Annotated in this window: 12 protein-coding genes and 1 tRNA gene; 7 read left to right on the top strand and 6 right to left on the bottom strand. The window is 64.3% G+C overall.

Annotation, left to right across the window (positions count from 1 at the left end):
- Positions 1-188: 188 nt before the first annotated feature.
- Positions 189-665, top strand: a complete 477-nt coding sequence (locus IDT60_RS03515) for a hypothetical protein (protein ID WP_208786629.1) — start codon at positions 189-191, stop codon at positions 663-665.
- A 172-nt stretch (positions 666-837) separates the two neighbouring features.
- Here IDT60_RS03515 and IDT60_RS03510 read toward each other — a convergent pair whose 3' ends face one another.
- Both IDT60_RS03510 and IDT60_RS03505 read right to left on the bottom strand, forming a co-directional pair.
- Positions 838-1,389, bottom strand: a complete 552-nt coding sequence (locus tag IDT60_RS03510; protein WP_164202188.1) for a hypothetical protein — start codon at positions 1,387-1,389, stop codon at positions 838-840.
- 226 nt (positions 1,390-1,615) lie between these two features.
- The gene (locus tag IDT60_RS03505; protein WP_164202190.1) at positions 1,616-1,918 is read right to left on the bottom strand and encodes a DUF4193 domain-containing protein; all 303 of its coding nucleotides are present in this window, start codon (positions 1,916-1,918) and stop codon (positions 1,616-1,618) included.
- Positions 1,919-2,092: 174 nt separating this feature from the next.
- On the opposite strand from IDT60_RS03505, the gene IDT60_RS03500 reads away from it, so the two are divergent.
- Positions 2,093-2,440, top strand: a complete 348-nt coding sequence (locus IDT60_RS03500; protein WP_191080881.1) for a hypothetical protein — start codon at positions 2,093-2,095, stop codon at positions 2,438-2,440.
- 101 nt (positions 2,441-2,541) lie between these two features.
- The gene (locus IDT60_RS03495; RefSeq protein WP_191080880.1) at positions 2,542-3,237 is read left to right on the top strand and encodes an alpha/beta hydrolase; all 696 of its coding nucleotides are present in this window, start codon (positions 2,542-2,544) and stop codon (positions 3,235-3,237) included.
- Here IDT60_RS03495 and IDT60_RS03490 read toward each other — a convergent pair.
- The 3 genes from IDT60_RS03490 to IDT60_RS03480 all read right to left on the bottom strand — a co-directional run bounded on the left by IDT60_RS03490 (position 3,191) and on the right by IDT60_RS03480 (position 6,099).
- Positions 3,191-4,651, bottom strand: a complete 1,461-nt coding sequence (locus tag IDT60_RS03490; protein WP_223883864.1) for a M1 family metallopeptidase — start codon at positions 4,649-4,651, stop codon at positions 3,191-3,193. The genes IDT60_RS03495 and IDT60_RS03490 overlap by 47 nt on opposite strands.
- Before the next feature lie 321 nt (positions 4,652-4,972).
- Positions 4,973-5,049 (bottom strand) — tRNA-Thr (locus IDT60_RS03485).
- Between the two features lie 159 nt (positions 5,050-5,208).
- Complete coding sequence (locus tag IDT60_RS03480; RefSeq protein ID WP_164202196.1) at positions 5,209-6,099, bottom strand: thioredoxin domain-containing protein; 891 nt, start codon at positions 6,097-6,099, stop codon at positions 5,209-5,211.
- A gap of 178 nt (positions 6,100-6,277) precedes the next feature.
- Between IDT60_RS03480 and IDT60_RS03475 the strand changes: the two genes are divergently transcribed.
- The 4 genes from IDT60_RS03475 to IDT60_RS03460 all read left to right on the top strand — a co-directional run bounded on the left by IDT60_RS03475 (position 6,278) and on the right by IDT60_RS03460 (position 11,475).
- A complete protein-coding gene (locus IDT60_RS03475) occupies positions 6,278-7,780 on the top strand; it encodes a trehalose-6-phosphate synthase (RefSeq protein WP_191080879.1) in 1,503 nt (500 codons plus the stop codon).
- A complete protein-coding gene (otsB, locus tag IDT60_RS03470) occupies positions 7,770-8,603 on the top strand; it encodes a trehalose-phosphatase (protein WP_191080878.1) in 834 nt (277 codons plus the stop codon). Before IDT60_RS03475 ends, otsB begins: the two co-directional genes overlap by 11 nt.
- A 228-nt stretch (positions 8,604-8,831) precedes the next feature.
- Entirely contained in the window at positions 8,832-9,914 is a 1,083-nt protein-coding gene (locus IDT60_RS03465; protein WP_164202202.1) for an ABC transporter ATP-binding protein, read from the top strand.
- A 142-nt stretch (positions 9,915-10,056) separates the two neighbouring features.
- A complete protein-coding gene (locus IDT60_RS03460; RefSeq protein WP_164202204.1) occupies positions 10,057-11,475 on the top strand; it encodes a DUF4032 domain-containing protein in 1,419 nt (472 codons plus the stop codon).
- Positions 11,476-11,614: 139 nt separating this feature from the next.
- Here the strand turns inward: IDT60_RS03460 and IDT60_RS03455 are convergent, their stop codons facing one another.
- Positions 11,615-12,985: an FAD-binding oxidoreductase gene (locus tag IDT60_RS03455; protein ID WP_191080877.1), complete on the bottom strand. Its 1,371-nt coding sequence runs from the start codon at positions 12,983-12,985 to the stop codon at positions 11,615-11,617.
- Positions 12,986-13,045: the final 60 nt, after the last annotated feature.

Genomic DNA, 13,045 nt, shown 5'->3' with positions numbered 1-13,045 from the left:
TTGGTCCAGTAATGCCGACGCTATCAGTCCGGCAGGGGCTGAGCCCTGCCGGCGGCAACGATTTCTCAGTAAGCTTACTAAGCTGTCCGGCGCGGCTCAAAGCAGAGTGGCTTGGCGCCTCGTCCGCGAACACGCAGCGCAGGTTACCGGCGGGTAGAGCAGGCATGGAAACATGCTACTTTTCAGTCATGACGCTCACCCGAACAGCATTGACCCGGCTCCTGACCCGCCCCGCAGGGAAGGTCTCGGCGCCCCGGCTGATCGGAGCGGTGGCACTGGGCGGTGCACTGGCTTTCGCCGGAGTCAGCCACCTCACCGTTGCGCGGCAGGAATTCCAGGCTCAGGTCCCGCCCTGGTTCCCGATGGATAAAGACTTTGTGGTGCTGGCGTCAGGCGTGGCTGAAATCAGCCTCGGCGCCGCCCTGATCGCACTGCGCAAGCGCCGCGTCCCGGTCGGATTGATGGCGGCGGCATTCTTCGTACTCATCTTTCCCGGCAACATTTCGCAGTACGTGACCCGTACGGACGGCTTCGGCCTGGATACAGACCGTGCACGCTTTGTGCGGCTGTTCTTCCAGCCCGTCCTGGTCGTGTGGGCGCTGTGGTCCACCGGAGCCTGGAAGGAACTGCGCGCGGCGCTGCGGCAGGGCAAACGCCGGGAGTAGCCCCGCCGTCGGGAGTCATCTCGGCCGCTGCGGCCACCCGCGGCACAACGGCTGGCGCCGCCAACGCCCCGCGCACAGAGTGGTGCCCTGTCCGGAGTCTTCCCGGGCAGGGCACCTTCCCTTTGGGTTTCTCGACTTATCTCAACGCTGGAGCATCTGCCGGACGGGGCGGTCACCAGAAGTGCGCCACATCCACCACCAGACGCGATCCGGAGCCAGGGCCGTCCAGGGCGAATACCCGGAACGGAAGCCGGGCACGGACGCCCAGGCCGAGGCTGGTGTAGCCTTCGTAGCTGCCTGCATAAGCTACCTGCCGGAAGGTCTGGTATCCCGAGACATTGGACAGCTCGGTGTCCGGAACCGGCGGGGTGTACGTGGGCTTGTAATTGCCGTTGTACGCCGGCGCGTTCACTGTCACCTGGAGGAAGGCAGCACCCCGCACCGGGATTTTGTTGCCTGAACCGTCCTGGACCACAGCCGGCACATACCGGACCGTGTAGCCCTTAACAGCGCCGTTGAGATCAACCACCATCCGGTCGAAGCAGTAGTGCTGCCCCGTCCTGATGTTGGTGACGGATGCGGAGCTCATCGCCGCATCTGATTTAGCCAGCGACCCCCAGACGAGTCCGCAATAGGATGTGGTTGCCGAGGCAGGCCCCGGAGCCAGGAAACCCAATCCAACAGCCATCAGAATGACCGTCAGCCACGTGTAAACCTTTTTCATTGTGGGCCACCCTTCGAGTGATTAGGTAGCTCAAGCGTAGGAGCCTCAGCGGCCCTTATACAGGGTTGTTGCCGCTTCGGCGCGGAACCGTTAAACGGGGCTTTGGCCGGTCACGCGGGAGTAATCCGGCGGCATCGCGGGGGCCAAAAGAAACGCTATTAACACCATTTCTGCACCCCGCCGTTATGCATGATAACGACGACGGCCTGGCGCCTGCGAGAACGTCTTAGCCTTCGCACTCGATGCAGTACTTCATGCCGTTCTTTTCGCGCGCAATCTGGGACCGGTGGCGGACCAGGAAGCAGGATGAGCAGGTGAACTCATCGGACTGCTCGGGGACAACAACAACGGTCAGCTCTTCGCCGGAGAGATCGGCACCGGGAAGGTCGATGCCCTCAGCGGTATCGTTCTCCTCGACGTCGATGACGGCGGTCTGGGCATTGCCGCCGCGGGATGCCTGCAAAGCCTCCAGCGACTCGGCGGACGACTCATCATCCGTCTTGCGTGGAGCGTCGTAATCGGTAGCCATAACGGGGTTCACTTTCGTTGCTGCGCGGCACCATTTCAGGCGCCTCAGTGAAGCAGTTTAGGTCATAGTGCCGGTAGTTAAGCAATAGCGTCGGCAACCCGACTGATTTCAGGGGCCCGCCGCGGGGTTAGGCTGAAATAGCCAGCATTCCGTGTTGTGACCCCAGGAGGCATCATGGCCGCCAAACTCAACCACAAAGCACTTACCCACGCGCGCAAGCTCATCAAGAGCGGAAAAGTTGAACGCGATGTCCGCGATGACTGGAGTGAACATGCCCCGTCAGCCGACGACGAGAATGCGTATATCGACAAGCACGGCTTCGCGGCATTCGCCGAATGGCACCTGGGCCGGGATGCCGACCAATCCGAAGGCACCAAGGGCAGCGTCAGTTTTCCGTTCGGCGACTTCAAGAAGATCCACCGCTGCGCCGTGATCTCGCTGGAGAGCAGGGCAGCCCAGCATGGCCACGATGACATCCGGGACGCCGCCAAGAAGCTGCTGGACCTGATCGATTCAGAGTGAGGGATCAGCAGGATCTCCGCCGGCCAATTGACAGCGCTGCCTGGACGCGGTGTACTAGTTGTAGCTTCAACTAAATCCAGTATACGCCACCAGGAGCACGCATGAGCCTCGCCGAAAAGCCCGACGCCGCAGAAATGCACCTCGACGGCATTCCCCACGTTGTGGCAACCGCCCGTTCTGCCGACCCGGCTGCACCGCTGGTGGTGCTGCTGCACGGACGCGGTTCCAATGAACGCGAGATCCTGGGCCTCGCGGACCACCTCCCGCAGGGCTTCGCCTACGCTGCCGTTCGAGCCCCCATCGCGGAGGGTGGCGGATACGCGTGGTTTGCCAATCGGGGCATCGGACGGCCCACGCCGGAGTCCCTGGCAGAGCAGATGGCCTGGTTCAGGAGCTGGCTCGACGGGTTCGCCCCCGCTGGCCGGCCTGTCATCCTGGTCGGCTTCAGCGGAGGCGCCGCTTTCGCCGGCGGCCTGATACTCAACGATCCCCACCGCTTCTCGGGAGCGGCGATTCTTTACGGCACGTTGCCATTCGACGCCGGGGTGCCGGTCACACCTGCCCGGTTGAACGGCCTTGACGTCTTTGTCGCCCATGGGGACCAGGACAGGGTCATTCCGGAAGAGCTGCTCGCCCGGACGTGGGAGTACCTGACGACCGAATCTGCAGCCAGCACCCATGCCCGCCGCGACCCCGGAGGACACCGGATCTCAGCTCAGACGTTGAATGAACTTGGTACCTGGATCAGCGTTACGGGATCACTGCCGGCCGGGCTGGATCCCTCAGCCATTCATTAAAGAAAGTGTCCAGCGGTTCGCCGGAGGCTTCTTCCATCACCGCTTGGAAGTCCTCTGTGGTGGCCGACGAGTCGTCGTAGCGGTCCAGCCACAATCGCGCGCCCTCGAAGAACGCATCGTCGCCGATCCTGACACGCAGCGCGTGCAGGGCAGCCGCGCCACGCTGATAAACCGCAGGCGAAAACAGGTTGTCCCGGCCAGGGTCTGCAATGTCCATCCCCCAGCGGCTGTTGGTGTCGAGGGATGTGACGGTGGCGGTGAATTGCTGCGCCACCGTTGCCAATCCCCTGTGCTCGGCCCAGAGCCACTCGATATAGGTCGCCCAGCCCTCGTTGAGCCAGATGTGCTGCCAGTCCGCCGGGCTCACGGCGTTGCCGAACCACAGGTGCCCCAGCTCGTGCACCACGGTCTCTTCGCCCGCAACACCGGAGTAGAGCGGCCGCGTCTGGGTCTCCAGGGCGTAGTCGACCGAATCGTCGTCGACAATCGCCCCGAATGCCTCGAACGGGTAGCGCCCAAAAAGCGTCTCCAGGAACCTGATCATCTGCGGCTGCAGGGCAAGGGAATCAGTCGTCCGGGCCAGCGCGTCACCGGCTACGTCTTTATCGATGGCGTTGATGACGGGCAACCGCCGGGGGCCGGCGGCGTACTGCAGCACAAAGTCCCCCACGCTTGCCGTTGAGAGATAACTGGCCATTGGGTCAGCGGCGTCCCAGGCCCACGTGGTCCAACCGTCCTTCGTTGCCGGCCGGTCCGCAGGCAGGCCGTTGGCCACTGCAGTTTTGCCCTCCGGCACCGTGATGTTGAACGTGTAGGTCGCTTTATCCTCGGGATCGTCGTTGACCGGGTACCAGGTTGATGCCCCGTCGGGCTCGTTGACAACCAGAGCGCCGTCAGCGGTGGTGACCCATCCGTAGAGCGCGCCGGTGGTGTCAGTGGGTCGGCCGGTGACACCGCCGTACTCGACGACGATCCTGGCCACCTGCCCGGCCTCCAGTTCCGGCCGCAGGCCGATGGTCAGTTCCCAGACGCGATTAACACCTTCCTGCACCTGCGACCATTCGGAGGCGCCGCCGTCGTACGATTTCCCGTGATTTGCACCCTTGCCGTCGACGCTGACTGCCGTCACGTCCAGGCCGCGCAAGTCGAAGTTCAGCGTTTCGAGGTCCTCCGTGGCACGCAGCGTGATGGTGGCCACGCCGCTGAGATTCCCTTGGAGTACGGCAGGATCTGACGGCGGCGCGTAGCGCAGGTCGAGGTCGTAGTGGATGACGTCGTAGCCTCCGTTGCCGGCGTAGGGAAAGTACGCGTCACCGCTTCCGGGTGCGCCGGCGCTGTCGCCGGCCCCGCCGGGGTCGGGCGCAGCCTGTGCGGCCACGCCGATGCCGGTGAGGCTGGCCGCAAGTACGGCCACAAGCAATAGACTTCGCTCTTTGGACCTGCTGAGGGGAACACTCCTGAACAGTGAAAGCGCGCCTGTCCACGGCGCGCGGAAATATCGCATCAAAGTAGTCATCGTGGTGCTCCTGAGGGCGGCCATAGCCAGCCAGGGTTTTCGCCGAAACTGCCACGGGCAGTGAAGATGGGTGCCTTTGCGGCGACGAGACCGATACCAGCGGCAAAAAGCGCCGCGCCCCGCAGTAAAAAGCAATCTAGGCCTGCCGCCGGAGCGTGTCAACGCTGACACATGAAAACCCCTCCGTCCCGGACAAGATCGCCGGAATGAAGGGGTTCGTGGAGCCTCCTGTCAGATTCGAACTGACGACCCCCGCTTTACAAGAGCGGTGCTCTGGCCAACTGAGCTAAGGAGGCGCACCCTTACACAGGGTGTGCGCCTGAACGGCGCTAGATAAGGTTAGCCCAACTCCGCCCGCTCGTAAAAACCCGGCACCGGAAAAGCTGAAAATGGCCCGGCCCCGGAGTACATCCGGGGCCGGGCCATCGCTGCAATTCAGCAGAGGGTGGAAGAGATTAGCCCTTGGCGGCGATTGCTGCCTGCAGGAACTCAGGGAACGGGGTCTGCGCGCTGGCACCCTTGCCCCACTGCTGGCCGTCAACGAACACGGTAGGCGTGCCGGTAACGCCGATAGCGGCGGCCTGCTTGGTAGTGAACTTCACGAACGGGCGGTACGTCTTGTCATCGATGCACGTGTCAATCGGCTTGGCTCCGATGTCCGTGGCCATCTTCTTCAAGTCGTTGTCGGAGATGCCGGCCCCGCCTTCCGCGGGCTGGTTGGCGAACAGCGAGTCAACAAATTCCGCGTACTTTTCCGGGGACTCGTTCACAACACAGGCGGCGGCGTTGGCTGCACGCGAGGAGTAGTTGGTCGAGGACCGGTTGTCCAGGAACCCGAGGGCCCGGTATTCAACGCTGATCTTGCCCTCGTTGCGCAAGCTGGTCAGCTGCTCGTTGTACTGTGCCTCGAAGTTCTTGCAGACGGGGCAGATGAAGTCGATGTACAGGACCACCTTGACGGGCTTGCCCGCTTCAGCCTCGGCGCCGGGGGCAACAACCTCCGCCGGGGCGGTTTCAGGCGGCTCTCCCACGGAAGCGGCATCAACGGTTGCCGGTTCGAGTTTGGCAACCTCGGTGTTGGCGAGCAGCGTGATACCGCCGTGGACGTTGCCGTTGGCAGGCGTCGGACCCTGATCGGCAACCGGCGCGTTGTTCCGCATGGTGGTGGTCACCACAAGGGCCACGATCGCAATGATGGCCACAACGGCCACAACAATGCCCCAGCCGATCAGCAGCTTGTTGCGCTTGTCCTTCTTCAGCTGGGCTTCGCGGATCAGGCGGGCCTTCTCGCGCGCCTCCGAGGTTCGCTCAGCCTTGGACTTACGTATTTCATTTGCGGGGCTCATGTGTTCCTAGGGTCGATCGACATAGGGGGACCACTCTGTGGCGACTTCCACCCATTTTAGGGTAGAAACCTGAGAGCTTGCTGTTTCAAGTATCCCGGCCGCAACACCGGACGAATGGCTCCTTGCATTCCATCCTATTAAGGTGGCTTAAAGGCACAAGCAACCCCAGGGGGCCGCAATGCAAACACCCGTCCAGGAAAAACCAACAGCCGTACCCGAAGGCCACCCGGCCCCGCACGGCCACAGGTCGCCTGCAAAGTATGACTTCATGGTGGTGTCCAACAGGCTGCCTGTTGACCGCTGCGCGCCAGGTGAGAGCGGGGACGACGGCTCCGGCTGGCGCCGCTCCCCCGGCGGGCTGGTGACTGCCCTCGCACCGATGATGACCAAGACCGACGGCGCCTGGGTAGGCTGGCACGGCGCCCCGGATGAAACGGTCAAGCCCTTCAGCCATGGCGGCATGGATCTTGTCCCGGTCCAGCTGAGCACCGACGACGTTGAGCTCTACTACGAGGGCTTCTCCAACGCCACTTTGTGGCCGCTCTACCACGACGTCATTGCCCCGCCGGAATTCCACCGGACCTGGTGGGACGCCTACCGCAAGGTCAATCAAAGGTTCGCCGACGCCGTCATACGCCACGCCGACCAGGGCGCCACGGTGTGGGTCCAGGACTACCAGTTGCAGCTGGTTCCACGGCTCCTGCGGGAGGCCCGGCCGGACCTCAGGATCGGGTTCTTCAACCACATCCCCTTCCCCCCGCCGGAAATCTTTGCCCAGCTGCCGTGGCGGAAGGCCATCATCGACGGCCTGATGGGCGCTGACCTGGTGGGTTTCCAGCGTCCCAGCGATGCCGGCAACTTCATGCGCTCCGCCCGGCGGTTCCTCGGCGCCAGCGTCAAGCAGCAACAGGTGCACGTTAAGGGCCACGACGGCGAAATCACGCACATAGCCAGGGCCCAGGCCTTCCCCATCTCCATTGACGTGGCGCAAATCAGCGAACTGGCCCACAAGCCGGAAATCATCGAGCGTGCCCGCCAGATCCGCCAGGACCTCGGCAACCCCAAAACCATCCTGCTGGGCGTCGACCGGCTGGACTACACCAAGGGCATCCGCCACCGGCTCAAGGCCTTCGAGGAACTCCTGAACGAGGGAAAGCTCGCCGTCACGGACGCCACCCTCATCCAGGTGGCCAGCCCCAGCCGGGAACGCGTGGAGCAGTACCGGCTGCTGCGCGAGGAGATCGAGGGGACCGTCGGCCACATCAACGGCACGTACGACACCATCCAGAACACGGCCGTCCGCTACCTCCACCACAGCTATCCCGTGGAGGAAATGGTGGCACTGTACCTGGCCGCGGACGTCATGCTGGTCACGGCCCTGCGGGACGGCATGAACCTCGTGGCCAAGGAATACGTCACCGCCCGCAAGAACAACGACGGCGCCCTGGTGCTCAGCGAGTTCGCGGGCGCCGCGGACCAGCTGAAGCAGGCACTGCTCATGAATCCGCACGATATTGACGGCCTTAAAGACACCATCATGCACGCCGTCAACATGTCCCCGAAGGACGCCGCCCGCCGGATGCGTGCCATGCGCAAGCAGATCCTGGAGCACGACGTCGATCACTGGTCCGCTGATTTCCTGGCGGCCCTGAACGAGAAGGTTGTCCGCGATGACTCCTGACGCCCGCAGCGCCAAAGGCCCGCTGACCCTTTCCCCGGAGCTCCGGGAGGCCATGCGCCGTATTGCCCAGACGGAACACCTGCTGGTGGCGCTCGACTTCGACGGCACCATCTCCCCGATCGTGGACCGTGCCGACGACGCCCGCCCCCTTCCGCGCTCAGCCGCCGCGTTCGCGGGGCTGGCAGCCCTTCCGCGGACGACGACGGCACTCCTCTCAGGCCGTGCGCTCGCCAGTCTTCGGGCTGTGGCGTCACCGCCCGTGGACACGCTGCTGATCGGCAGCCACGGAGCCGAAGCCTGGCTGGGCCCCGGGTCGGCGGAGCTGACCCTGGATGAGGGCCAGCGCCTGCTGCTTGCCCAAGTGCGTGGAGTCCTGGAAGAGATCGTTGAGCGCGCACCGGGCACGCTCCTGGAGGACAAGCCCGCGGGAGTTGTCCTGCACACGCGCCTGGCGGAGGACGATGTGGCCGAGGACGCCGTCGCCGCAGCCCGTTCAGTGCTCCAGGACCGCAAAGGCGTTTTCCTGAAAGACGGCAAGCGGGTCCTCGAAACGTCGGTGGTCAACGCTTCCAAGGGCGAGGGGCTGACGTTCCTGCGCCAGATTACCGGGGCAACGGCTGTCCTTTTCGCCGGTGACGACGTCACGGACGAAGACGCGCTGGCCCGGCTGGAACCCGGCGATGTGGGCGTCAAAGTGGGCCTGGACTTCACCCGGGCCGAGTTTCGGGTGGAGGCGCCGGCCCACGTGGCTGAGCTGCTGGAGGCGCTGCTGCAGGAGCGCAGCCTCGTGGTGGCTGAGGAAGAGCCCGGCACCCCGCAGTGAGCCGACATGCCCAACCTCACATGTGACCTCCGTAACATTTGCAACAATAACCAACAGTTCTGACATACTCTTGTCTGTGATGTGGCGCACAGAACCGTGCGGCGTCACGCGATACTCCTCGGCCTCGGCCGGGGGGTTCACGGCTGCCTGGCCGTGGATAACTGAATTACATGAACCATTCACTACGGATCGTCCGGCACGTACCTGCCGGTGAAGGGATTGATAACTGTGGCTACAGTTACTTTTGATAACGCTACGCGTCTGTACCCGGGCACAGAGAAGCCCGCTGTTGACAAGCTCAACATTGAAATCGCCGATGGCGAGTTCCTGGTCCTCGTTGGACCCTCCGGTTGCGGTAAATCCACCTCCCTGCGCATGCTCGCAGGCCTTGAGGATGTCAACGCCGGCCGGATCCTGATTGGCGACCGCGATGTCACCGACGTTCCGCCGAAGGACCGCGACATCGCGATGGTTTTCCAGAACTACGCGCTCTACCCGCACATGACGGTTGCGGACAACATGGGCTTCGCGTTGAAGATCGCCGGCGTCTCCAAGGAAGAGCGCGCCGAGCGTGTCCGTGAGGCCGCCAAGCTTCTTGACCTCGAGCCGTACCTGGACCGCAAGCCGAAGGCACTCTCCGGCGGTCAGCGCCAGCGTGTGGCCATGGGCCGCGCCATCGTGCGTAACCCGCAGGTGTTCCTCATGGACGAGCCCCTCTCCAACCTGGACGCCAAGCTCCGTGTCCAGACGCGTACGCAGATCGCGTCCCTGACCCGCCGCCTCGGCGTCACCACCGTTTACGTCACGCACGACCAGGTTGAGGCCATGACCATGGGTGACCGCGTTGCTGTCCTCAAGGACGGCCTGCTGATGCAGGTTGATACCCCGCGCAACCTCTACGACAAGCCCAAGAACGTCTTCGTTGCCGGCTTCATCGGTTCCCCCGCCATGAACCTGCTGGAGCTTCCCGTCGTCGACGGCGGCGTCCAGTTCGGCGGAACGGTTTACCCGGTGCCGCGCAACGTCCTCGAAGAGGCACACGGCAGCACCGTCACCCTGGGCAGCCGCCCCGAGGACCTCGAGACCGCACCGCAGGGTGAAGGCCTCAAGGTTGAAGTTGACGTTGTTGAAGAGCTCGGTGCAGATGCGTACGTCTACGGCCACACCACGCTGGACGGCAAGGACCACGACATCGTGGCACGCGTCGACGGCCGCCGCCCCCCGATGAAGGGCGAGTCCATCTACGTCCGTCCGCAGTCGGGCCACGTTCACCTGTTCGACACCAAGACCGGGCTGCGCCTCGGCGACTGACCACCCCGGCGCCCTGAGCACCCGGTGATCGAGGTTCTCGAGATCCACTGAACGACGGCGGCCCTCCCCCACAACGGGAGGGCCGCCGTCGTTCGTTTGCGCACTTTGCCCCTGGCCCCCAGAAGTACGGAAGAATTGACCCATGAGCGATGAATACAATGCCCAGTGGCACGACGAGCCAACGGACTACGCGCAGGTCGGCAAACTGCCCCGGTTCGAGGCAGCGAGCGCCAAGGACGACAAGAACATTGCCATCTCCAGTTCACTCAGCATCACTGCTGCCTCCGCGGATCCGGAACTCCTCGACCTGCCCTGGCATATCGCGTTGGAAGACTGGCCGGCGGAAAACCTGGCCGCGCTACCCCGCGGCATCTCCCGGCACATCGTGCGTTTCGCACACCTGGGCGGCTCAGTCATCGCCATCAAGGAAACCTCTGAGCATGTAGCCCGGCACGAATATCACATGCTCCGCAAGCTGGCCCGCCTCGACGTCCCCTGTGTTGACCCGGTAGCGGTCATCACCGGACGCACCACGCTGGACGGACGTCCGCTGAACCCGGTGCTGGTAACGCGGCACCTGAAGTTTTCAATGCCCTACCGGGCCTTGTTCTCCCAGATGCTCCGCAAGGACACCCTGACCCGCCTGATCGATGCCCAGGCCCTGCTGATGGTCCGGCTCCACCTCATCGGCTTCTACTGGGGCGACGTTTCCCTGTCCAACACGCTGTTCCGCCGCGATGCCGGCGCGTTCGCTGCCTACCTGGTCGACGCCGAAACCGGGGAGCTGTACCCCGATCTTTCCACCGGCCAGCGCGAATACGACCTCGAGATCGCCCGGGTGAACATCGCCGGCGAGCTGATGGACCTCCTGGACGGCGGCCTGATCGAGGAAAAGGTGGACCCCGTGGCCACCAGCGAACTCATCATGGAAAGCTACCGCCGGCTATGGGCGGAGCTGACGGAGAAGGAATCCTTCGAACTCGGCGAACGGTGGCGCGTGGCCGCCCGCATCCGGCGGCTCAACGAACTCGGGTTCGACGTCGAGGAATACGCCATTAAGACCACCCAGAACGGGTCCACTATCCAGCTCCAGCCCAAGGTGGTAGACGCCGGCCACCACATGCGCCGGCTGCTGCGTCTGACCGGGCTGGATGCCCAGGAAAACCAGGCACGGCGTCTGCTCAATGACATGGACACCTTCCGGGCGGACAACAACCCTGGCATGGACGAGGAATACAGCGCGCACCTGTGGGTCAGCCAGGTGTTCGAGCCGATTGTGCGCTCCATCCCCCGCGACCTGTCCCGCAAACTTGAGCCGGCCGAGGCAGTCCACGAGGTCCTGGAGCACCGCTGGTACATGTCCGAGGAACAGGCCCGCCACATCCCGCTCGCCGAGGCCGTGCAGTCCTACATCGATTCCGTCCTGCGCCACCGCCGGGACGAGGCTGCCATCATGCTCAACCCGGATACGGGTATGCTCAAGATTCTCGAAGCGGAGACTGAGGAGTCCCGTTACGGTGCGGACGAATCCATCGACGAGTACCCGGACGTCGACGACTAGGAGGGGTCCGGCGAGGGTGGCAGCACGGCTGTGTTAATACACGCGCTGCCCAACTAGGTAGCAGCAGGTGTTGCGATCACCGCATGAAGCCAAGCGCTCATAACGACACCTGCTGCTACTCAGTTGGGCCCGCCGGGCCTTAGATGGCCTTGCCAGGGTTCAGGATGCCTGCAGGGTCGAACAGCTCCTTGATCCTGCGCTGGAATTCCCGGACCGGCTCCGGCTGCTCCAGGCCGAGCCAGCGGAGCTTGTACTGCCCGACGCCGTGCTCCCCCGTGATGGTGCCGCCCATCTCCAGGGCGCCAGTGACGGAGGCGTCCAGGGCGAGGTTCAGGCGGTCCATGGCGTCTGCATCCACTGCGTCGCCCGCCCGGTCAATCCAGAACGTCGGATGCAGGTTGCCGTCTCCGGCGTGCGCCACCACCTTCAGGTTCACGTGGTGTTGCGCCGCCAGGTCTTCGAGCACGGCGACGTAGTCCACCAGGCGCGAGCGGGGTACGGCGACGTCCTCCCCCACCCGGTACTGGTCATCCACCTCCACGCCCCGGCTGTTCCGGCGCAGCTCCACGAGCTGCTCGGCTTCCGCCGTTGATTCGGTGCTCACCGTTGCGCCGCCGGCTGCGAGGACCGACCGGACGACGGCGGCCTCCGCCGCAGCGCCGAACCCGTCGGTCTGGATCAGGAGCAGCGAACGGCCGCGCGAACTTAGGTCGGAGCCGTGGATTTCGTCCAGCTGGGCGAGCGTGCCGCCGTCGAGGAGTTCCATGATGGCCGGCTGCACTCGTGCCCTGCCCACAGCCAAGACCCCCGCGGCGGCCTGCCTGAAGTCCGGGTAGAAGGCGGCAACAGTGTGTATGTCGCGGGGCAGGTATTTGAGCCGCACGGTCGCTCCCACCACGATCCCCAGCGTGCCCTCCGAGCCAACAAACAGGCCCGTGAGATCGTAGCCCGCCACACCCTTGAAGGTCTGGTGGCCGGTGTGGATCAGGGAGCCATCGGCCAGCACCACGTCCAGCGCCAGCACCGAGTCCCTGGTGACGCCGTACTTGGCGCAGCGCAGTCCCCCGGCATTGGTGGCAACATTGCCGCCGATGGTCGACGTGCGGAAACTGGCGGGATCGGGCGCGTACATCAGCCCGTACTCCGCGGCGGCCTCATTGAGTGCCGCGTTCACCACCCCGGGTTCGACGACGGCAGTCTCGTCGTCGGGGTTCAGGTCAAGGATGCGGTTCATCCGTTCCAGCGACAGGACAACGCTGTTCCGGCTCGCGTGGGCGCCCCCGGAAACACCGGTCCCGGCTCCCCGGGCCACGACGGAAACTCCCTGCGCACTGCAGAGCCGGACCACCGCCTGGACGTCTGCCACAGAACGGGCGAAGACCACGGCTTCGGGCAACTGGAAGTCCAGGACAGGGGCCTGGTCCACGGCATACCTGGCCAGCGCTGTTTCGTCGGTGTTCACCTGCGGGGCACCGAGGGCGCCCACCAGCTCTTCAACCAAGCTGCCCACGCAGCCTCCATCCGTCGTCGTAAGTGTTGGTACCAGTTTAGGCCGAACGATCGTTACGCT

The organism is Pseudarthrobacter sp. BIM B-2242, assembly GCF_014764445.1.
Lineage (GTDB): Bacteria > Actinomycetota > Actinomycetes > Actinomycetales > Micrococcaceae > Arthrobacter > Arthrobacter luteus_A.
Note: the sequence above shows the minus strand (reverse complement) of the source record. Positions and strands in the feature narration are given on the sequence as shown.

What these genes read in the sequence shown, in the direction of transcription:
- IDT60_RS03515 (WP_208786629.1), top strand. Translation starts at nt 189, where the DNA reads ATGACGCTCACCCGAACAGCATTGACCCGGCTCCTGACCCGCCCCGCA.
- IDT60_RS03510 (WP_164202188.1), bottom strand. Translation starts at nt 1,389, where the DNA reads ATGAAAAAGGTTTACACGTGGCTGACGGTCATTCTGATGGCTGTTGGA.
- IDT60_RS03505 (WP_164202190.1), bottom strand. Translation starts at nt 1,918, where the DNA reads ATGGCTACCGATTACGACGCTCCACGCAAGACGGATGATGAGTCGTCC.
- IDT60_RS03500 (WP_191080881.1), top strand. Translation starts at nt 2,093, where the DNA reads ATGGCCGCCAAACTCAACCACAAAGCACTTACCCACGCGCGCAAGCTC.
- IDT60_RS03495 (WP_191080880.1), top strand. Translation starts at nt 2,542, where the DNA reads ATGAGCCTCGCCGAAAAGCCCGACGCCGCAGAAATGCACCTCGACGGC.
- IDT60_RS03480 (WP_164202196.1), bottom strand. Translation starts at nt 6,099, where the DNA reads ATGAGCCCCGCAAATGAAATACGTAAGTCCAAGGCTGAGCGAACCTCG.
- IDT60_RS03475 (WP_191080879.1), top strand. Translation starts at nt 6,278, where the DNA reads ATGCAAACACCCGTCCAGGAAAAACCAACAGCCGTACCCGAAGGCCAC.
- otsB (WP_191080878.1), top strand. Translation starts at nt 7,770, where the DNA reads ATGACTCCTGACGCCCGCAGCGCCAAAGGCCCGCTGACCCTTTCCCCG.
- IDT60_RS03460 (WP_164202204.1), top strand. Translation starts at nt 10,057, where the DNA reads ATGAGCGATGAATACAATGCCCAGTGGCACGACGAGCCAACGGACTAC.